This is a genomic window from Gluconacetobacter asukensis, assembly GCF_014174375.1.
GTDB lineage: Bacteria > Pseudomonadota > Alphaproteobacteria > Acetobacterales > Acetobacteraceae > Gluconacetobacter > Gluconacetobacter asukensis.
In genome coordinates, this window is record NZ_JABEQE010000033.1 from 1 (window position 1) to 19,693 (window position 19,693).

Genomic DNA, 19,693 nt, shown 5'->3' on the forward strand with positions numbered 1-19,693 from the left:
GATCTTGTGCGGGTAGGCCTGGTGGCCGACATCCCAGATGATCCGGTCGTCGGGGGTGTCGAACACCGCGTGCAGCGCCACCGTCAGTTCCACCACGCCCAGCGAGGCGCCGAGATGGCCGCCGGTGGTCGAGACCGCATCCACCGTCTCGGCCCGCAATTCCTCGGCCAGCTGGCGCAGCTGGTCCACCGACAGGTTGCGCAGGTCGCGCGGGGCGCTCACCCGGTCCAGCAGCGGAAAGCGGCCCATCGTCGGTACCTGCCCCGTGGGCTGTCCCGTGGGCTCGGCGCCGGTCTGGCCGGCGCCGGCGGTCGCGGCTGTGCCGGCGGAAACAGGGGAAAGGGGCTGGTTCATGACGAGTACGTCCGTTGTGCTTGCCGGGACATGGGCCCGGGGCGGCCCTGTCCGGTCCATTCTGTTCTTGCGACGTTTCCGAGTGGGGCGAGCCTAACGCCCCTCGGTCTGTTACAGTTCGGTTTCTACTCCCGTCGCGGAAGCAAATACAGACTCTCCCTCGTCACTGTGGTCATTTGGTCACAGTGCATCTGATGGGAATTGAGTATAAGAGCCGATCTGTCCTATACCCCCCGGAACGGGATCGCGTGGCGTCGCATGTCCGCAACCTCGCTATGTCTTTCGTGCACGGCTGAGATCGTGCCGGGTTGTTATCTGCCGCGTTGGCGTGTCCATAATACAGGTCACATGATTTGAGAGGCCGGCCGAATGCCGGCGCAGGAGCAGAGGGTTCATGGCCGTTCCTATTATGCAGGCTGTCCGGGTGGGCGCTTACGTCGTGAAGCAGCACGTGACCGGGCGGAAGCGTTATCCGCTTGTTCTGATGCTCGAGCCGCTGTTCAGGTGTAACCTGGCCTGCGCCGGCTGCGGGAAGATCGATTATCCCGCCGCGATCCTGAACCAGCGCATGACCGTGCAGGAATGCCTGGATGCGGACACCGAGGCCGGTGCCCCCGTCATTGCCGTCGCGGGTGGCGAGCCGCTGCTGCACAAGGAAATGCCGGAGATCGTCCGGGGCCTGATCGCGCGCAAGAAATATGTCTATCTCTGCACCAATGCGCTGCTGCTCGAGAAGAAGATGGACGATTACGAGCCGTCGCCCTTCTTCTCGTGGGATGTGCATCTGGACGGCGACCAGGCGATGCACGATTCGTCGGTCTGCCAGGACGGGGTGTACGAGCGCGCCGTGGCTGCGATCAAGAAGGCCAAGGCCCGCGGCTTCCGCCTGTCGATCAACTGCACCGTGTTCGACGGGGCCGACCCCAAGCGCCTTGCCAACTTCTTCGACGAAGTGATGGCCATGGGCGTGGACGGCATCATGACCGCGCCGGGCTATGCCTACGAGCGTGCGCCGGATCAGGCCCACTTCCTGAACCGCCAGAAGACGAAACAGCTTTTCCGCGACGTCTTCCGCCTGGGCAAGGGCAAGAAGTGGCGCTTCACGCAGTCGCCGCTGTTCCTGAACTTCCTGGCCGGCAACGAACAGTATCATTGCACGCCGTGGGGCAAGCCGCTGCGCAACGTCTTCGGCTGGCAGCGCCCGTGCTACCTGCTGGGCGAAGGCTATGCCAAGACGTTCCAGGAGCTGATGGACGATACCAAGTGGGATGATTACGGCACCGGCAATTACGAGAAATGCGCCGACTGCATGGTTCATTCGGGCTATGAATCGACGGCCGTGATGGATGCGGTGCGCCGCCCCTGGCACATTGCCAAGGTCGCGCTGTTCGGGCCCGAGACCGAGAAGCCGATGGTGCCGGAGATCTCGCTGGCCAACCAGCGGCCGGCCGAATATGTCTTCACCCAGCATGTCGATGCCCGCATGGCCGAAATCGCCGCCGCCAAGAAGCCGGCCAAGCCGCCGCGCGTGACGGTGGTGGATGCGCCGGCGGTCGAGGCGGCCGACGCCGCCGACTGATCCGGGACATCTTTCCGGTACGATAAGGAATGGCGGGGCCGGAAGGCTCCGCCATTTTCATATCCGGGCCTGTTCGGAAATGTGGGCTGGTGAGCGAGAGTGCCGCGTAGCGGCACGCCCGGCGTGCGTTTTGAGCACCGAAGCGGAGCGGCCTTGATGGCCGTGAGCATCGGAGCGCAGGAAACGTGCGCCGGATCGCCACCAGCGCGCTTTACGGTGCGACCGCTTTATCAGGGCCTGTTCGGAAATGTGGGCTGGTGAGCGAGAGTGCCGCGTAGCGGCACGCCCGGCGTGCGTTTTTGAGCACCGAAGCGGAGCGGCCTTGATGGCCGTGAGCATCGGAGCGCAGGAAACGTGCGCCGGATCGCCACCAGCGCGCATTTACGAGCAGGCCCTACGAATTTCGTGGCTGGCGCATTAGAGTGCGCGGCATCATGATCACGTCCATCGCCGTCATTCTTCTTCTGGTTCTCGTCAACGGCATCTTTGCCATGGGGGAGCTGGCCCTGATTTCGGCGCGCCGGGCGCGCCTGAGCATCATGCAGCGGGCCGGGGTCAAGGGCAGTGAGCGCGCCCTGCGCCTGGCCGATGATCCGCAGAGCTTCCTGCCCACGGTGCAGGTCGGCATCACGCTGGTCTCGATCCTGGAAGGTACGTTCGGCGGCACCCAGATCGAGGGTGCGCTGACGCCGTGGCTGGCGCGGTTCGCGATCCTGCGGCCCTTTGCGGGCGAATTGTCGATCACGATCGTGGTAGTGGCGATTACCTCGCTGATGCTGGTGCTGGGCGAGCTGGTGCCCAAGCAGATCGCGCTGCGCCATCCCGAGATCATCGCCGCCCGGCTGTCGCTGCCGCTGGAGGGGCTGGCGCGGGTGACGCGGCCGGCCGTGTGGCTGCTGGGCTGGTCGTCGAACCTGGTGCTGCGCCTGATGGGGGTGGAGGCCGCGACGCGCGCGGCGCTGACCGAAGAAGAGCTGAAGGCCTATATCGCCGAGGGCGCGCAGTCGGGCGTGCTGGAGCAGGAGGAGCGCGACATGATCGAGCGCCTGCTGCGCATGCCGGACCGGCCGGTGCGGGCGATCATGACCCCGCGCAACGAGCTGTTCTGGATCGAGCGCGGGGCCAGCCAGGAGGAACTGCGCCGCACGCTGCGCAACACCGTCTATTCGCGGATCGTGGTCTGTGAGGGCGGGGTGGACAATCCGGTGGGTGTGATCCTGGCCAAGGACATGCTGGACCGGATGCTGGACGGGCGGCCGGTCTCGATCGAATCGGTGCTGCGCAAGCCGGTGGTGGTGCCCGACACGCTCTCGGCCTTCGACATGGTGGAGCGGATGCGTTCGATTCCGCTGGGGATTGCCGTGGTGCTGGACGAATACGGGTCGTTCGAGGGCATCGTCACCGCCTCGGACTTGTTCGAGGCCATTGTGGGCGAGCATCACGAGCCGGGCAGCACGCCCAAGGAGCGGCTGGCGCAGGACGATATCCTGATCCTGGACGGCTTCATGCCCGCCGACGAGGTGAAGGACCGGCTGGGCCTGGCCGACCTGCCGGACGAAGGCAGCTATCACACGCTGGCCGGGCTGATCCTGGCCCTGCTGCGCCGGGTGCCGGCGGTGGGGGACAAGATCGTCTTCTCCGGCTGGCTGTTCGAGGTGATGGAGATGGACCATCGGCGCGTGCAGAAGGTGCGCGCCAGCCGGCAGGTGCTGGCCGAAAACTAGGGTTTGTGTCCGTCAACGCGCTGGTGGCGATCGGTCGCGCGTCCGCTGTGCTCCGGTGCTCGCGGACACCCGACGGCCGTGCCGCTCTGCGGCACGCTCGCTCACCAGCCCACGTTGACGGACACAAACTGATCGGCTGATCGGGCCGTGTATCAGGCCGCCGCCAGCAGGGGGCGGAAACGTGCTTCAGTGAATCGTGTGGACGGGGCGACTGGCGAGGTCGCGTTCGGCGGCGAAGGCGGGCCATTCGTTGCGGGCCAGGGTTTCCAGCGACGGGGTGGGGAGGCCCATCCTGTCGGCGTAGAGCCACAGATAGGTCAGCGAGCGGCGGACGTAATCGCGGGTCTCGGTGCTGGGCAGGCATTCGATGAACAGCAGCGGGTCGTCGTTGTACTCGTCTGGGTCGTCCTGGCGGGCGATGGCGGTGGGGCCGGCATTGTAGCTGGCCAGCAGGCGCACCAGGTCGCCGCCCGGCGTGCGGTGGTGCTCGTCATGCTGTTCGGACAGGTGCGCCAGGTAGAGGATGTAGAGCTGTCCGATCTCGAGATTCACCGCCGGGTTGTGCAGCAGGGCGGGGGAGGCGACGAAGCGGCCGGTCTGGCCGGTCACGAAGCTGGCGGTGAGCGGCATGAGCTGCATCAGCCCATGGGCGCCGGCGCCGGAGACCGCCCCGCTGTCGAAATTCGATTCCACCCGGGTCAGGGCATAGACCAGCGCCGGATCGACGCGGAACCCGTGGCCGGGGGCCAGGCGGGGCAGCGGCAGGCGGCTGGTCGGGCTGGCCTGGCCGCCATCCTGCGTCGCCAGCAGCGAGGCGAGCTGGGTGGACAGGCCCTTCAGCCCGGCGGCGTCCGCCACCAGCTGGACCGAGCGGCACAGGGCGGCGTCGCCCTGGATATCGGGCCAGAGCCGCCGCAGGGCGGCTTCGGCGCGGGCGGTCTCGCCGACCTGGAGCAGGGCGAAGGCGCGGCGGCCGGCGGGCGTTGCCGCCACGGCCTCCACGTCGATTTCACCCATCACCAGCGCGCCGGCATGCAGGAACGCCCGGTCGTCGGCCAGGTGCGCGCCGTCGGGCGGCAGGCTGTCGGGGTGGGACCCGTCGGCCGGCGGCCGTGCCGTCTGCGTCGGGCGCAGGCCCAGGAGCTGGGCGGCCAGCAGGCCGTAGAATGTGTGAGGCGTGGCGGCCGCGCGGTGCAGCCAGGGCCGCCATGCTGCGAGATCGCCGGTGTTGCGGTGCGCGCGGGCCGCCCAGAAGGCGGCGCCGGCGCGGACGCTGGCCGCCGTCAGCTCGGCGCGGGAGGCGCCTTCGAACAGCGGGGCGGCGATGTCGGCGCGTCCGCGCCGCCAGGCCGCCAGGCCGGCGACGTAGCCCGCCAGGCCGATCCGGCCGCCGGATTCGATGAAGGCGTCCTGTCCCGTCTTGAGGGCCAGGGCAGTGTCGCCGGCGCTGAACAGGGCCATGGCGACCTCGGCGCGGAGCTGCGCGCCATAGAGGGGGCTGAGGCCCGGCGTGATGCGGATGAGGTGCAGGGCGCTGCGCGCGCCCTTGGCCCCCTGTTCCGCCCGTTCGCGCACCGTGCGGTCCAGCAGCGGGTTGCGGGTGAAGGCCCGGCTGGCCGGGTCGTCTTCCTCCGGCAGGCGCACGGGGGCGGCGCCCACGCCCGCCGCCAGCGCCATCGACGCCGACAGGGAGGGGAGGGTGGCGCCGCGCGGCGACAGGCCGGCCAGCAATGCGTGGATCGCCGGCGCGTCGGCCAGCGTGGAATAGGTGTGCAGCCACAGGCGCAACTGGCCGGCGGCGACGTGATAGAAGGGGTTCAGGTAGCGGTCGGCCAGGATGTCGCCCAGCAGCGTGTCGTCACGCAGGTTGGCGGTTTCCTGGATCGCGGCATCGAACGAGCCGGCATGTTGCAGGCTGAAGATCCGGCGGACGCGCGCGGCGTCGTCGGGGGCAAGGGGACGGGCCAGCCCCACGGGGCCGCCGCCGGGGGGCGCGATCCGCGGCAGCGCCATGGCGGTTTCCTCGTTCCGCTCGTCGCTGCCCGACGGATGGCCGTCACCGGGCTGCACCGTGGCGCCGGACGCACGAAGCGGACCGAGCGCACCGGCCAGAAAAGCGGCTCCGGCCAGAAAGGCGCGGACCGCACGCTGTGGGGGTGTATGGGTTATCCCTCGCATGGCCGACGGGCCTCTACCGGCTGTTGTGGCGAAAAGCAACCATATTCGAACGCGGGCCCACAGTATGCGTTCCGCATGGGTAGGTTAAACAGCCGTTAAAATTGCGGTTTATGGTGACAATTCATGGGTGAATAAAACGTGTATTGGGGCGCTGCGCGCCGCGTGTCTGCCACAATCCGGACATAGTTCCACAGGGGCGGATTTACTTACTGTTTCAGTCTGTGTCGCTGCCGGAATCCAGCGTTGTGCGGAGCAACAAAAGGTCCTTCCACGCGTCGCGTCGGGCGGTGGGACTGGCCCCGAGCTGGGAGGGGTGGCGCATCGGCAGCAGCGCGATCGGCGCCGCTTGCCCGGGGAGCGTGATGTCGCGCCAGCGGCCGCGCAGGCGGGCGATGCCGGTGGTCTCGCCGGTCAGCAGGCGGGCGGGGGTGTTGCCCATCGCGATCACCTTCCGGGGGGCGGCCAGCACGATCAGCCGGTGCAGGAACGGGGTGCAGATGCGCAGTTCGGCGGCGGAGGGGGGACGCTCGCCCGGCGGCCGCCAGGGGATGACCGGGGCCAGCAGCATGTCGGCGCGTGCCAGCCCGATGCTGGCCAGCATCCGGTCCAGCAATTCGCCCATCGGGCCGGCGAAGGGGGTGCCGCCGCGATCCTCGGCGGCGTCGGGGGGCTCGCCGATCAGCAGCAGGCGGCCGGGGGCCTCGCCCACTGCTGCCACGGTGTGGGTTGCGGTGTCGCGCAGGCCGCAGGCGTCGAAACCGGCCATTGCCGCGTGCAGTTCGGCTAGCGTGGTCGCGGCGGCGGCGGCCTCGGTGGCCTGCTGCACCGCGCGGTCGATCAGGGGCAGCCCGTCCTCGGCTCCGGCGGGGGCGCCGGCGGCGGCCGGGCGGGGGGGGCGACGCGGTTCCGGCATGGTGGGCGTGGCGGCGGGCGGCTGGGGGCGGGATGCCGGGCGCGGCGGTGTGGAAACCTGCGCCGCATCGTGCGTTCCGGCCGGCGGGAGCGCCGAGGGGGCGGGGCGGGACAGCCAGTCGGTCGGGCTGTCGTCCAGCGCCGTGTCGGCGCCCCATTCGCCATAAAGCCGCAGCAGGGCGAGTGCTTCCATCATGCTCTACCGGGGCCTTCCGCGCGGGTGGTCCGTCCGCCGGAGGAGAATGGCGGGCAGGGTTTGGCAGTTTACCCGACGCGGGGTAGGGTCCGCCATATGCAGCGTTCTGGCTCTTTTTGCGCGTTTCTTCTGGCGCTGGTGGCGCCGGTCGGTCTTCTCCATGCGCGGGAGGTTCCGGCCCAGCCCGCGCCGGTCGTGGACAGTGCGTCCGCGTCGTGGCCGGCGGGGCTCGCCGGCCCGTACCTGGTCGCGACCGTCGCGGCGCTGGAAGGCGACGATGCGGTGGCCGGGGCGGCGTTTCGCCAGGCGGCGGAGATCGATCCCGGTCAGCCGGCGCTGCTGCGGCGGGCCTTTCTCTATAGTGCGCTGGCCGGCGACGACTCGGCGGTAGTGCTGGCCGGGCGGCTGCCGGGCCAGGCGCTGGCCGAGCTGGTGCTGGGCAATGAAGCGGTGCGGACGGGGCGATGGACCGAGGCGCTGGCGCATTACGACCGGGTGCGCAAGGACGCGCTGGTGGCGACCATCCGCCCGCTGCTGGAGGCCTGGAGCCTGCTGGGCGCCGGGCAGGGCGAGCGCGCGCTGGCCGCGCTGGACCCGCTGGTGGGCGACCGCGACCTGGGGGGATATTACGCCGTTCATGCCGCGCTGATCGCGCGGGCGGCCGGCTGGCCCGACCGGGCGGCCCGCTATGAGCGCGCGGCGCTGGCCAGCCCGGCGGCGGGCCATGACCTGTTTACCGTGCTGGCCCTGGGGCACTGGCTGATCGGCCAGGGGCAGCGCGCGCAGGCGGCGCATCTGGTCGACACGCTGCTGTCCGGGGCGCCCGGCCTGTCGCTGTCGCGGCAGGGCATCCTCGCGGCGATGGATCGCGCGCCGCCGGCCACCCCGCGCCAGGGAATCGCGCAGGCCTTTGCCTTCCTGTCCGGGCTGGTCGGGCAGGAGGTGGCGCGGATGCCCGACCCGTCGGGCCGGCTGGCCCATGATGGGGGGTTGCGGGACATGCGCATGCTGCTGCTGCGCTTCGCGCTGGGGCTGGACCCGGCGGTGGGGCAGGCGCGGCTGATGCTCTCGGCGCTGCAATATGAAGCCGGGCATGCGGTGGCGGCGCGCGACACGCTGGCCGGGGCGGCGGCGGACGACCCGCTGGCCACGGTGATCCGGCTTCAGCGCGCGCGGCTGGATGCCGCGACGGGGCGGTGGGATGACGCGAATGCGGCGCTCGGCCGCCTGGCCGCCGCCCAGCCCGGCCAGCCGCGCATCTGGCAGACGCTGGGCGATCTGCAATCGGACCGGCAGGACTGGCATGGGGCCGAGGCCTCCTATAGCCGTGCGATCGCGGCTTCGGGGCCGCTGGCGGGTGAGGACTGGCTGCTGCTGTTCGGCCGGGCGGTGGCCTATGACCGGCTGGAACGCTGGCCGCAGGCGCAGGCCGACCTGGAGCATGCGCTGGCGCTGGCGCCCGACGAGGTGCTGCTGCTGAATTATCTGGGCTATTCGCTGGTGCAGCAGGGGCGCGACCTGCCCCGCGCCGAGTCGCTGTTGCGCCGGGCGGTGGCGCTGGAACCGCAGAATGCGGCGATCCGCGACAGTCTGGGATGGGCGCTGGTGCGGCAGGGGCATGTCGCCGAAGGGGTGGAGATGCTGGAACGCGCGGCGGAGCAGACGCCCGAGGACCAGGCGGTCAATTACCATCTCGGCGTGGCCTATCAGGAGTCCGGCCGGCTGCGCGAGGCCGTCAACCAGTGGCATTTCGCCCAGGGGCTGCCGGCCAGCGATCCGGGCGACGCGGAGCGGATCAGCGCCGCCCTTGCGGACGCGGCGCGTTCGGTCCATCAGGGCGGGCCGCCCGTTCAGGCACAATCGGGCCAGAAGAAGGACTGAACCGCCCGTGACAGGGACCCTGTACGAATCCGCCCACGCGAAGATCAACCTCTATCTGCATGTGACCGGGCGCCGGCCGGATGGCTACCATCTGCTGGACAGTCTGGCGGTGTTTGCCGGCGCGGGCGACACGCTGGCGCTGCATCCGGGCCATGGCGGGGCCGGTGCGGTCTCGCTGGATATTACCGGCCCGTTCGGCGCCGGGCTGGTGGCCGATGCCGACAGCAACCTGATCCTGCGGGCCGCGCGGCTGCTGCGGGCGGAAATCGGCGGCACCGACCGGCTGGACCCGCTGCATATCGTTCTGGACAAGAGGCTGCCGGTGGCCTCGGGCATCGGCGGCGGCTCGGCCGATGCGGCGGCGGCGCTGCGCCTGCTGTTGCGCGCCTGGCCGGGCAATGTGCCCCGCGAGCGGCTGATGGCGCTGGCGGTCGAACTGGGGGCCGATGTGCCCGTCTGCATCGACCAGCGCGCTGCCCGCATGGGCGGCGTCGGCGAGCGGCTGGACCCGGCGCCCGCCCTGCCGCCCTGCGGCATGATGCTGGTCAATTGCGGCGAGGCGGTTTCGACGCCCGCCGTGTTCCGCTCGCGCGCGCCGGTCTTTACCCCGGCGGCCACCCTGCCCACCGCCTGGCCCGACGTGGCGGCGATGGTGCGGGACCTTTCGGTGCTGACCAACGATCTTCAGGATGCGGCCTGTGCCGTCTGCCCGACGATCCGCACCGTTCTGGACGTGCTGGAGGCCGCGCCGGGCTGCCGCCTGGCGCGCATGAGCGGATCGGGGGCGACCTGCTTTGCGCTGTTCGACAGTCCGCAGGCGGCGCAGGATGCGCAGGCGGCGGTTGAGCGACCCGGCTGGTGGGTCTGGTCCGGGGGTTTGTGCCCGTAAACGCGGGCTGGTGGCGATCCGACGCGCGTCCGCTGTGCTCCGGTGCTCACGGCCATCAAGGCCGCTCCGCTCCGGTGCTCGCGGGCACACGACGGGCGCGCCGCTGCGCGGCGCTCTCGCTCACCAGCCCACGTTTACGGGCACAAACTGAGCGGCACAGGGGGCGGTGGCGATCCGACGCGCGTCCGCTGTACTCCGGTAATCACGGCCATCAAGGCCGCTCCGCTCCGGTGCTCGCGGACACACGACGGGCGCGCCGCTGCGCGGCGCTCTTGCTCACCAGCCCACGTTTACGGGCACAAACTGAGCGGCACAGGGGGCGGGGGGCGATCCGACGCGCGTTTCCTGTGCGCGGCACTCTTGCTCACTCGTGGCTCGAATCGTCCGGTGATGATCTGCGTGTTTCCGGGGGGGGAACGGATCGGCGCGCTTCGTCTGACGGGATCGTGGTGTGCTGTGATATCCTGGCCTGCGAAGAGGGTTGGAGAGGTGGCGATGAGCGCGCGCATGCAGGTCAGTCTGTCCGAGGATCGCCGGACGGCTACGCTGGTATTTCTGGATGGCAGCGGGGTGGAGGGCACGATTGCCTTTACGCTGGAGCAGCTCGGCGAACTGATCGCCAGCCTGGGCACCGTCCGCAGCGCGATGGTGGAGAACGTGCCGCCGCCGCCGATCGAGGGGGCGCCGGTGGTGCCGGTCTTTCGCACCAACTGGGCCGTCCAGCCCGAGGCGCTGAGCGAGGGGTCGCTGATCGCCTTCCAGCATCCGGCCTATGGTCCGGTCGGCCTGGCCCTGGCGCCCGAGGATGCGCGGCGCGTGGCCCAGGCCCTGACGCGGCATCAGGCGATGATGCATTCCGGCCGGGGCGACACGGGCCTGCCGAGCTAGAGGGTCAGCACCTTCGCACCAGCCGGACCAGGGGCACGGAACAGACGAAATCGTCCGACGCGCCCGCGCGCCACGGCAGGACCAGCCGTTCGTAACGGCACCAGAATCTGGTGCCGTCGTTGCTGGTCATGAGGGCCTCGATGAGTTCCAGGCGGGGCTCCTGGCTGGACGCGGCCGCAAAATAGCCGCGGGTCGTCGGCACGATATAGGCGGCGTCGGGGAGGTCCCTGACATCGCAGCCAAGGAAATTGTCGAGAGGGGAGTCGCCGTACTTCTCGTAGGTCTGCGGCCAGGCCTCGATCAGGCAGCGGTCTCGTCCCGGCATCCATGCCAGAGCCCCTCCTCCGAACACGGGGGATGTGGCGATTTCGGTCACGTTTCGGGTGGTGATGTGGGCGCGTGCCTGGCGCCATGCCGCAAAGGCCCTTTGCAGGCTGGCGCGTTTCGAATCCCGCAGGCGGTCCAGGGACAGGGTAACGATGGTGGGCGCCGCTGGAAGCTCGTCGCCGGCCAGCGTCTCGGCCTGGAGTGCGCGGAGACGGGCAAGGGCGTCGTTGAGGTTCTGGAGGACCTCCAGCGGCGCGAAGAGTGATCCGATCCGTTCGAGGACGATGCAGGGCGGCGGTCGCGAGAGCAGGATCTCGATCACGCGTTGCAGACAGGCCGTCGGGAATAATCTCGGCTGAAAACGGATATGGGTATAGCGTGGAAACGTCGCTATGGTCGCAAATCCGAGATTCTGAACGGAGTGGGCGACAAAATCGGCATTTTTTCCAAAAAATCCGAAATATTTAGAGAATGTATTGCTATGTGGGTCCCATGTTCTTCCATTTGGGGCGATTAGTATTTCCATGGGTCGTCACTTTTTTGATATTTTATTATTTTATATGTTATTTATTATTTTTCTTGAAGAGGCGTCGTTCTTGAATTTTTTATTGTCCTTGGCAAGAGAGGCAGCGGATGGACGCCTTGGGAGGCGGTTGCGGATGCCGGGTCGGCCTTGTCACATTGCGGGTGGTTCGATGGGCCAGTCGGCGCGGGCCAGGGCTCGGGGGGCCAGGCGGGCCATCAGCAGGGCGAAGGCGGCCGCCAGGACGGGGACGGCCCAGGCCAGCGGGGGCACCGTGGGTTTGTTGAAGAGGATGTCGGTGTAGATCTGCAGACCGGCCAGGCTGCCCAGCATCGAGAGCAGCAGCATGAATCCGGGGCGGTTGGTCAGGGGGGAGAACACGGCCAGGCTGGGCAGGTAGCTGCCGCCCACGATGACGGCCGCCAGCGCCGGTGCTGCCGCGATGGCGCGCGGCAGCGGCACCGTGCCGATCAGGATCGCGGCCAGGGCGGTGAACAGGCCCAAGATCGTGCCGGCCAGCACCGCGCGGCCGGCATGGGCGCGATAGAGCGCGCGGGCGAAATCGGCCCGCGCGCCGAACGGGCCGAGCGACAGCAGGAACGGCCAGTCGCGGCGCGACAGCATCCAGTTGGGGAGCGCCACGGCGCCGAGCAGGGCGACTTGGCCCAGCACGGCGGTGGCGGCGTCGCGCGCATCCTGCCATGTGGGCGCGTGCAGGGTGCTGATCGTATTGACCAGCAGGGCGAAGCCCGTGACCACCATCAGGATCGCGGCCGACTGCGCGAGCAGGGCCAGTGGCGCGCCGGACGCCAGCCCGTTGGGCAGCGGCACCGCGCGCAGGCGCGGCGGCTGCCACATCAGTGCGCGGATGAGGGTGCGGGTGGCGGGATTCGGCGGCCTGCGGGCCGGCCGGGTGGCGGGGATGGCGGGGCCATGGTCGCCCGGGTGGGCGAAGGGGCTGTGATGCAGTTCGGCCAGCGCGGCGGGCAGGGCGACGGCCAGCACCCCCAGGGCGATGAACCAGGGCGCCTTCATCAGCAGGTCCTGCATCGTGGGGATCATGAACACCACGAACAGGCCGAACACGATGGCGGTGCGGACCTTGCGCAGGCGCGGCCGCAGGATTTTCGGCCCGACCAGATCGCTGCCGGTGCTGAGGGAGAGGTTGAGGGATTCCAGCGCCAGCACGTTGAGCAGCGGCAGGCCGCGCACGATCGCGGGCACGGCCAGCAGCAGCAGCCCCAGCGCGAGCAGGATATGGATTGCCCGGTACTCCGCCGCGATCAGGCGCGGGAACATCGGTGCCAGCGGCGAGCGCACCTGCCGCCAGTACTGGCAGCACAGGCTGGAGAACAGCGATTGCTGGGCCAGCCACCAGAACAGGCCGATATCATGGAGGCTGCCGGCATGCCCCGGGGATGGATGATGGAGGCTGGAGAAGGTGATGACGAGATAGGTTGCCGCCGGGATCAGGGTGGGATTTTCACGGATGAAGACCGGCGAGGCATAGAGCCGGAGCGCGCGCAGCGTGTCGGTCATCCTGCGGTTACCGGGTCAGGGCCAGGAACAGCCGTTCGACATCGCCCGGCAGCATGGTGTGGCCCGCGCCGGCCGCCGCGTCGTCCAGCGCCGGGTGCCAGCCGCGTACCCATATGCCCTCCGCCCCCTGGTCGGCGATGATCCCGACGCCCCATGCCGCGACGGGCGGGGCGGAGAGGCGGCGGACGGTGGACGCGATCTCCGGAGCCGTCATGTCCAGCATGATCCGCCCGTGGCGCATCATGACGAACCGGTCGCTGATGTCCTGAAGGTCGGAGATGATGTGCGAGGAAATCAGCACGCTGGCCCCGGTGCGCCGCGCATAGGCCGGCAGCATGCGCATGAAATCGTAGCGGGCCTGCGGGTCGAGGCTGGCGACGGGTTCGTCCAGCACGATCAGGTCGGGGCGGAAGCGCAGCGCCAGCACGATGGCCAGCCGCTGGCGCTCGCCGCCCGACAGGGTCTTGATCCGTGCGCTGGGGTCGAGGCCCGCCCATTCCTGCCATGTCCGGTCCTCGGCGTCGTCGGGGCGGGCGCGGTACTGCGCCAGATAGGCCATCAGTTCCCCGACCCGGAACCAGGTGAAGCCGGTCATGGTCTGGGGCACGAAGCCGATGCGCGCTCGTGTTTCGGCGCGCAGGGCGGAGGCATCCTCGCCCCACAGCCGCACCGTGCCGGCATCGGGCGAGAGCAGGCCGAGCAGGCAGCCGATCAGCGTGGTCTTGCCCGCGCCGTTGGGGCCGAGGAGGGCCGCGATCTCGCCGGGGCGCAAGGTCAGGCTGAGATCGTCGAGGACGGCGCGGCCGCCGAGGATCTTGCGCAGATGGGCGATCTGGACCGGGGCTTCGCGATCGGGGGCCGCTTGATCGGGGGACCCGCTATCCGGAGTGGCCTGGCCTGTCATTGTGCGCGCTTCGGAAAACATTTCAGAACGTTGCAGCGGCGGGTGATTTTCTGTCAAGCCGGGCTGGCCGCGCGCCCGATATTGTCGCTGTACCGGAATAACGCTTTGTGTCGCGGGATCGTGGACTGTCGCAGTTATTGATTTCCGGTGCAGCGGTTTCCGCCTGCATGTTGCTGGCATGTTACAATCTGGAGCCATGCAGATGAGCGACATATCCCCACCTGTCGGGCGGGGCCGACCTGTCGGGCCGCCTCATGACGGGTCGGAGGGGCAATGGCCGTTCTTCCGGATGTGGATGGTCGTCGCGATGGCGGCGGCCGGGCGTCCTGCATCCGGTGCTCCGGCCGCATCCTATTTCATGCCTCCGGCGCCCACAATGGCCGTGCCCCGGAATGGCGCGCCGGATGGTTTGCGTGCCGGGCAGGGCGGGGTGAAGCCCGGTATCGGCGGCGCGGGGGGATCGGGGTATGATGTCACCGCTCCGGCCTTTTCGCCGCCACCGCGGGCGCCCGGCGTGCCCGGCCATGTCGGGCCGTTCGCTATCGAACAGGGCAATGCCAGCCCCGTTCCGATGGAAACGGGACAGACCGTGACCGCTGCATATCCCGTCAAGGGCGTGCCGGGAATGGACCTGACCATCAACATGTTCGCCGGCCACCGGCAGACGAACACCGGCAGCAATGTGGGCACCGGTGCGCTGACCGCCGGCATGCGGATCAAATGGTGAGGCAGGGGCGAGGCTGTTCCCGGCTGTGCCGCCGGCGCGCATTTCCAAACGGGCTTTCAGAACCTTAAACGATCGCGCCAGAAGATTTTGGCGGTTTCCAGCACGATCAGGACGGTGGCCGCCACGCCGAGGGTCAGTGCCAGATCGTGCCAGTGCAGGGGGCCGAAGCGGAAGAGGCCGCGAATGGGCGGCGCCAGGACGCTGGCGGCGAGGACGGTCAGCACCATCGCGAGAATCCAGACCAGCGTCGCATTGGGCCGCCGGATGGCCGTGACGAGGGAGGTGCTGAACGAGCGGTTCACGAGGATCAGGCTGACGATCGAGAGCACCAGCGAGACGAAGGTGAGGGCGCGCAGTTCATCGGCCGGCATGGCGCGCAGGGTGGCGAACATGAAGATTCCGCCGACAAGGATGAAGACCAGCAGGCCCTGGAGCAGGCTCCAGACGATCAGCGGCGGCGAGAAGAGCGGTTCGGAGGGAGGGCGGGGCGGGCGGCGCATGATGTCGTCTTCCTCGGTCTCGGCCTCGAAGGCCAGGGTGCAGACCGGGTCGATGACCATCTCGAGGAACGCGATGTGGATCGGGGCGAAGATGATGGGGTAGCCCAGCACGAGCGGCAGCAGCGCCAGGCCGGCGATGGGCACGTGGACGGCGAAGATGAAGCCCATTGCCTTGCGCAGATTGTCGTAGATGCGCCGCCCCAGCCGGATGGCGGTGACGATGGAGCCGAAATCGTCATCGAGCAGCACGATCGCGGCGGCCTCGCGCGCCACGTCGGTGCCGCGCCCGCCCATGGCGATGCCGATATGCGCCGCCTTCAGCGATGGCGCGTCGTTGACGCCGTCGCCCGTCATGGCGACGATCGCGTCGTCGGCCTTGAGCGCCTGCACGATCCGCAGTTTCTGTTCCGGCATGATGCGGGCGCAGACGGTGGCGGTGCGGGCGCGTTCCTGAAGCTCGGGCTGGGAGAGGGTTGCGATGGCGTCGCCGGTCAGGACGGTCGCGCCCTCGTCGATCCCGGCCGCGCGGGCGATGGCGCGGGCCGTTTGCGGGTAATCGCCGGTGATCATCATGATGCGGATGCCGGCCGTCCGGCAGTCGCGCACCGCTGCCGGCACGCTGGGCCGCAGGGGATCGGCAATGCCGACCAGGCCGAGGAAGGTGAGCGTGAAGTCGCGCGGTGTTTCGGGAAAATCCTTGCCTTCATACGTGCCTTTCGCGACGCCGAGGACGCGGAGCCCCTGGGCGGCCATTGCGTCGAGCGCCTGCCCGATGGCGGCGCGCTGCGTGTCGTCCAGATGGCAGAGTTCGGCGATGGCTTCCGGCGCGCCTTTCGCGGCGATGATGAAGGCGGGCTTTGCGGCGTCCGGCCGCCAGGCCTGGGTCACGGCCAGCAGGTCGGGCCGCAGCCCGTAGGTGCGGGCGAGCGTCCAGCCCGCGCGTGACGGGAGCTGGGTGTCGGGCAGGGCGGTGCGGGCGAAAGCGTGGAAGGCCGTTTCCATCGGGTCGAAGGGCTGGGGCGCGCTGGCCAGCAGGCCGTGGAGGGCCAGCGCCTGGGCCTGGGGGGTGAGGGCGCTCAAGGGGGTGGGTGGGGTGATGGTCATGTTGTCGGCTGGCCGGAGTTCGACGATCGACATGCGGTTTTCGGTCAGGGTTCCGGTCTTGTCGGTACAGAGCACGGTGGCCGAGCCGAGCGTTTCGATGGACGCCGCGCGGCGGGTCAGCACGCGGGCGCGGGAGATGCGCCATGCGCCCATGGCCATGAACACGGTGAGTACGACCGGGAATTCCTCGGGCAGCATGCTCATGCCGATGGTGATGGCGGCCAGCACCGCGTCGAGCCAGCCGCCGCGCAAGGTTCCGTACAGGATCAGGGCGAGGATGCTGACCGCGCTGCCGCCGATGGCGCAGAGGCGGGTCAGGCGGAGCATCTGCGCGCGTAGCCGGGGCGGTTCGGTGTCCAGCATGCGGAGCGACTGGCCGATTTTGCCGATCTCGCTGGCGGCACCGGTGGCGTGGACTTCGGCGAGGCCGCTGCCGCGCAGGATGAGCGCGCCGGAATAGACGAAGGGCAGGTCGTCGCCGCCCGGCCGGGCCGTGGGGGGCACCGTTGCCGCGACGGATTTGCGTACCGCGACGGCCTCGCCGGTCAGCAGCGATTCGTCGGCGAGCAGGTCCTGTGCCTGCACCAGCACTGCATCGGCCGGGACCCGGTCGCCTTCGCCGAGTACGATGAGATCGCCCCTGACGACCTCGCGGCCCGGAATGCGCCGCCGGGTGCCGTCGCGGATGACCAGGGCGCGGGGGCTGGTGAGGTCGCGTAGCGCGTCCAGCACCCGTTCCGTCCGTGTTTCCTGGACCGTGGTGATCGCGATGGAGGCGCAGGCGAAGGCCAGCAGGATCAGCGCCTCCTGCACGTCGCCCAGCAGGAGGTAGATGCCGCCGCCCACCAGCAGCAGGGCGAGCATGGGTTCGCGCAGGACCTCGCCCACGATGGCCAGTGGGGTGCGATGCTCCTGGCGGGGGAGTTCGTTGAAACCGTCCGTCTTCAGCCGTGCCTGGGCCTGCTGTTCGCTCAGGCCCGCCAGGGAGGCGGGCCGGTCGGGGGCTTCAGCCGGCTGGTCCACGGGCGGTCTCCTGGCGCGGGGGGCGATGCGGTGAGTCAGCCGCTATCGGACGGCCCCGCGAAGGCCAAGCGCCGGTCCCGGGGCGGAGGATGCCTGGGGAGCGAAAAAAAAGCCCGCGCGCTCCCGCCCCGCATGGGGGATGGGAGCGCGTGGGCCGGATGGTCCGTGGTGGGGATCAGCGCTTGCGGCGCAGGAGCGTGGCCAGGGCGGCCGCGCCGGCGGCCAGTACGGTGCCGGTGAGGATGGTCCGCAGGGTGGTGGTCAGCAGGACCGGCATGCTGCGCCGGCTGAGATGGTCGAAGGGGCCGTGGGCGCCGTGGGCGCCGGCGACGGGGGCGAACAGATTGTCCGGCGTGTCGTCGGGGGCGGGGTATTTTTCCAGCTGCTGGTGATAGGCGTGGACGGCCTGGCGCCGGTCGACCAGCGTGGGGGCCAGGAATGCGGCCATGCGCCGGCCGATGCCCGACAGGCCGACGCGGACGTCGCGGTGGCGGCCGAAGGCGGCGCGGCTGATGGCCTCGGCCGCGATTTCGGGCTCGAAGAGCGGGCCGGCGGGGCGCAGGCGCTTGCCGGTGCGGTTGCGTGTCCAGACGAAGCGCGGGGTGTTGATGGCGGGCAGGCTGACCAGCGACAGATGGATGCGGTCGCCGTCATGCAGGATTTCGGGGCGCAGGCTTTCAGTGAAGGCCCGGATTGCCGCCCGGGCGCCGCTTTCGATGCTGCGCAGGGGGCGCGGCAGGGAGATGGCGTCGAGATTGACGATGGTGCCGTAGCCGCGCCTGCGCATGCGGATCAGCGCCGCGCGGGTGCCGAAGACGGTGCCCAGATAGGTGACGTCGGTCGCGCGCTGGATTTCCTCGGGCGACAGTTCCACGAACTGGCCGCTGACGCCGGCGCCCGCGCAGTTCACCCACAGGGTGATCGGGCCCAGCGTGGCTTCGACCTCGTCGGCCGCGCGTTCCAGCGCCTCGGCGTCGGTGACGTCGGCGGTGATGGTGAGGGTGCGGATATGCAGTGCCGCCAGTTCCGCCGCCGCGTCTTCCAGCCGTGCCGTGTTGCGGCCGATCAGCGCGACGTCGCAGCCCGCGCGGGCCAGCGTGCGCGCGGTGGCACGGCCGATTCCGGCGCCTGCTCCGGTAATGACGGCGATCTGGTGAGGCATGGGCGGGCTCCGCTGGGCAAGTCTGTCTGGTGCCCTGTTTGCTCTTGGATCAGGCGCGCCGCAAGTCGGAGCGGGTATGCCCGGTCGTGCGGCCTACAGATATTTCAGGGCTGCAAAGCCGCCGACGAGTACGACACCGAACAGGGCGGCCACCAGGGTCAGGCGGCGTTCGATGAAGGACTGGATCGGCGCGCCGTAGCGGCGAAGGAGGGCGGCGAGCAGGAAGAAGCGGGCGCCGCGGGTGGCGATGCAGGCCAGGACGAAGGGCAGCAGGGGGAAATGGGCGGCGCCGCTGGCGATGGTGACGATCTTGAAGGGGATCGGGGTCAGGCCCTTGAAGAGGATGATCGCCACCCCCCATTGGCGGAACTGGTCCTGCAAGGCGACCAGCCGGGATTCCGCGTGGTAGAAATGGATGATCGGCATGGCGACGTGTTGCAGCAGGACGGCCCCGATATACCAGCCCAGCAGGCCGCCGCAGACGCTGGCCAGCGTGCAGAGTGCCGCCAGCGCCCAGGCGCGGTCGCGATGGGCCAGCACCATCGGCACCAGCAGGATATCGGGCGGCAGGGGAAAGACGCTGGCCTCGGCGAACGCGATCACGGCCAGCCAGAGCGGGGCGTGGCGGCTGGCGGCCAGGGAGAGGGTGCGGGCGTAGAGTCGGTCGAGCATGTCGGTTCGCCATGTCGGGTGTCAGGCCGGAATGCCATCTGTCACAACGCCCGAAAAGTGCGGCGTGAGCAATCAGGGCGTGTTTAAAAAAGGGCGATCATGCCGTTGGCAGGCACGCCTGCTTCCGCCTCTTTCCAGATATTGTGACGAACACTGGGGACAGCCTGGCGGACTCCGCGCGTCCGCCGGTATTCTGATCGAACGAAACGGCTGATTTTCACTCACTGATCGTCCTGGACCGATAGCCCGTTTTCCCGAAAAGCAGACGCTGACTTTCTTTGAACCCGGCAGCGGCCAGCGGGCCATGCGGTGCCAGACGATCGTAGATTGATTACTGCTCCTTCTTGAACAGGTCCTGGAAAATGAGCGGTCCCCAAACGCGGCCGCGCGCGTGCACCAGCGCGCCGCCCTCGTTGAGCGTTCCCAACTTGACGGGTGCGAACCCGAGTTGTTTGGCTAAAGCTGCTACGGGAGCGGTCGCATCTTCGTCGTCGCTCGATAGAAAGACGACCCGGTGGCCGCCCTCGACGACCGGATCGGTCGCCAGGGTGGCGGCAATCAGGTGATTGAACGCTTTCACCAGCTTGGCGCCGGCGAACGCCTTCGCGGCG

The 19,693-nt window shown here is 69.3% G+C and carries 15 protein-coding genes and 1 pseudogene; 6 read left to right on the forward strand and 10 right to left on the reverse strand.

Annotated features, from left to right (window positions below; translation table 11 throughout):
* Positions 1-249: 1-deoxy-D-xylulose-5-phosphate synthase N-terminal domain-containing protein (locus HLH35_RS19160; protein ID WP_275944267.1), on the reverse strand; the 249-nt coding region annotated here is incomplete at its 3' end.
* 499 nt (positions 250-748) lie between these two features.
* Between HLH35_RS19160 and hpnH the strand changes: the two genes are divergently transcribed.
* Together hpnH and HLH35_RS19170 are read left to right on the forward strand one after the other, a co-directional pair.
* Positions 749-1,933 carry an adenosyl-hopene transferase HpnH gene (hpnH, locus tag HLH35_RS19165; protein ID WP_182980667.1) on the forward strand — a complete coding sequence of 395 codons (1,185 nt, stop codon included), beginning with the start codon at positions 749-751 and terminating at the stop codon, positions 1,931-1,933.
* A gap of 434 nt (positions 1,934-2,367) precedes the next feature.
* Positions 2,368-3,657 (forward strand): hemolysin family protein, encoded by a 1,290-nt coding sequence (locus HLH35_RS19170; protein WP_182980668.1) that lies wholly within the window; start codon positions 2,368-2,370, stop codon positions 3,655-3,657.
* Positions 3,658-3,843: 186 nt separating this feature from the next.
* Here the strand turns inward: HLH35_RS19170 and HLH35_RS19175 are convergent, their stop codons facing one another.
* Positions 3,844-5,835: a lytic transglycosylase domain-containing protein gene (locus HLH35_RS19175; protein ID WP_182980669.1), complete on the reverse strand. Its 1,992-nt coding sequence runs from the start codon at positions 5,833-5,835 to the stop codon at positions 3,844-3,846.
* A gap of 214 nt (positions 5,836-6,049) precedes the next feature.
* Positions 6,050-6,943 carry a uracil-DNA glycosylase gene (locus HLH35_RS19180; protein ID WP_182980670.1) on the reverse strand — a complete coding sequence of 298 codons (894 nt, stop codon included), beginning with the start codon at positions 6,941-6,943 and terminating at the stop codon, positions 6,050-6,052.
* 96 nt (positions 6,944-7,039) lie between these two features.
* Here HLH35_RS19180 and HLH35_RS19185 point away from each other — a divergent pair, with 96 nt between their 5' ends.
* From HLH35_RS19185 to HLH35_RS19195, 3 genes are all read left to right on the forward strand, one after another.
* Positions 7,040-8,824, forward strand: coding sequence for a tetratricopeptide repeat protein (locus tag HLH35_RS19185; RefSeq protein WP_182980671.1), 1,785 nt, complete (start codon positions 7,040-7,042; stop codon positions 8,822-8,824).
* Between the two features lie 7 nt (positions 8,825-8,831).
* Positions 8,832-9,713, forward strand: a complete 882-nt coding sequence (locus tag HLH35_RS19190) for a 4-(cytidine 5'-diphospho)-2-C-methyl-D-erythritol kinase (RefSeq protein ID WP_338029402.1) — start codon at positions 8,832-8,834, stop codon at positions 9,711-9,713.
* Between the two features lie 495 nt (positions 9,714-10,208).
* On the forward strand, positions 10,209-10,601 hold the full coding sequence (locus HLH35_RS19195; protein ID WP_182980672.1) for a hypothetical protein: 393 nt from the start codon (positions 10,209-10,211) through the stop codon (positions 10,599-10,601).
* Positions 10,602-10,605: 4 nt separating this feature from the next.
* Here HLH35_RS19195 and HLH35_RS19200 read toward each other — a convergent pair whose 3' ends face one another.
* From HLH35_RS19200 to HLH35_RS19210, 3 genes are all read right to left on the reverse strand, one after another.
* Positions 10,606-11,250 (reverse strand): hypothetical protein, encoded by a 645-nt coding sequence (locus tag HLH35_RS19200; protein ID WP_338029403.1) that lies wholly within the window; start codon positions 11,248-11,250, stop codon positions 10,606-10,608.
* Between the two features lie 354 nt (positions 11,251-11,604).
* A complete protein-coding gene (locus HLH35_RS19205; protein WP_182980674.1) occupies positions 11,605-12,990 on the reverse strand; it encodes a hypothetical protein in 1,386 nt (461 codons plus the stop codon).
* Positions 12,991-12,997: 7 nt separating this feature from the next.
* Positions 12,998-13,894 carry an ABC transporter ATP-binding protein gene (locus tag HLH35_RS19210; RefSeq protein ID WP_182980675.1) on the reverse strand — a complete coding sequence of 299 codons (897 nt, stop codon included), beginning with the start codon at positions 13,892-13,894 and terminating at the stop codon, positions 12,998-13,000.
* Between the two features lie 202 nt (positions 13,895-14,096).
* Here HLH35_RS19210 and HLH35_RS19215 point away from each other — a divergent pair, with 202 nt between their 5' ends.
* Positions 14,097-14,621, forward strand: a complete 525-nt coding sequence (locus HLH35_RS19215) for a hypothetical protein (RefSeq protein WP_182980676.1) — start codon at positions 14,097-14,099, stop codon at positions 14,619-14,621.
* A gap of 56 nt (positions 14,622-14,677) precedes the next feature.
* Here HLH35_RS19215 and HLH35_RS19220 read toward each other — a convergent pair whose 3' ends face one another.
* The 4 genes and pseudogenes from HLH35_RS19220 to HLH35_RS19235 form a co-directional block, all read right to left on the reverse strand.
* A complete protein-coding gene (locus tag HLH35_RS19220; RefSeq protein ID WP_338029404.1) occupies positions 14,678-17,248 on the reverse strand; it encodes a cation-translocating P-type ATPase in 2,571 nt (856 codons plus the stop codon).
* A gap of 175 nt (positions 17,249-17,423) precedes the next feature.
* A complete protein-coding gene (locus tag HLH35_RS19225; RefSeq protein ID WP_182980677.1) occupies positions 17,424-18,410 on the reverse strand; it encodes an SDR family oxidoreductase in 987 nt (328 codons plus the stop codon).
* 93 nt (positions 18,411-18,503) lie between these two features.
* Positions 18,504-19,082, reverse strand: coding sequence for a YqaA family protein (locus HLH35_RS19230; protein WP_182980678.1), 579 nt, complete (start codon positions 19,080-19,082; stop codon positions 18,504-18,506).
* Positions 19,083-19,413: 331 nt separating this feature from the next.
* Positions 19,414-19,693: pseudogene (locus tag HLH35_RS19235) on the reverse strand (NADP oxidoreductase coenzyme); the annotation flags it as partial.

What these genes read in the sequence shown, in the direction of transcription:
- hpnH (WP_182980667.1), top strand. Translation starts at nt 749, where the DNA reads ATGGCCGTTCCTATTATGCAGGCTGTCCGGGTGGGCGCTTACGTCGTG.
- HLH35_RS19170 (WP_182980668.1), top strand. Translation starts at nt 2,368, where the DNA reads ATGATCACGTCCATCGCCGTCATTCTTCTTCTGGTTCTCGTCAACGGC.
- HLH35_RS19175 (WP_182980669.1), bottom strand. Translation starts at nt 5,835, where the DNA reads ATGCGAGGGATAACCCATACACCCCCACAGCGTGCGGTCCGCGCCTTT.
- HLH35_RS19180 (WP_182980670.1), bottom strand. Translation starts at nt 6,943, where the DNA reads ATGATGGAAGCACTCGCCCTGCTGCGGCTTTATGGCGAATGGGGCGCC.
- HLH35_RS19185 (WP_182980671.1), top strand. Translation starts at nt 7,040, where the DNA reads ATGCAGCGTTCTGGCTCTTTTTGCGCGTTTCTTCTGGCGCTGGTGGCG.
- HLH35_RS19195 (WP_182980672.1), top strand. Translation starts at nt 10,209, where the DNA reads ATGAGCGCGCGCATGCAGGTCAGTCTGTCCGAGGATCGCCGGACGGCT.
- HLH35_RS19205 (WP_182980674.1), bottom strand. Translation starts at nt 12,990, where the DNA reads ATGACCGACACGCTGCGCGCGCTCCGGCTCTATGCCTCGCCGGTCTTC.
- HLH35_RS19210 (WP_182980675.1), bottom strand. Translation starts at nt 13,894, where the DNA reads ATGACAGGCCAGGCCACTCCGGATAGCGGGTCCCCCGATCAAGCGGCC.
- HLH35_RS19215 (WP_182980676.1), top strand. Translation starts at nt 14,097, where the DNA reads ATGAGCGACATATCCCCACCTGTCGGGCGGGGCCGACCTGTCGGGCCG.
- HLH35_RS19225 (WP_182980677.1), bottom strand. Translation starts at nt 18,410, where the DNA reads ATGCCTCACCAGATCGCCGTCATTACCGGAGCAGGCGCCGGAATCGGC.
- HLH35_RS19230 (WP_182980678.1), bottom strand. Translation starts at nt 19,082, where the DNA reads ATGCTCGACCGACTCTACGCCCGCACCCTCTCCCTGGCCGCCAGCCGC.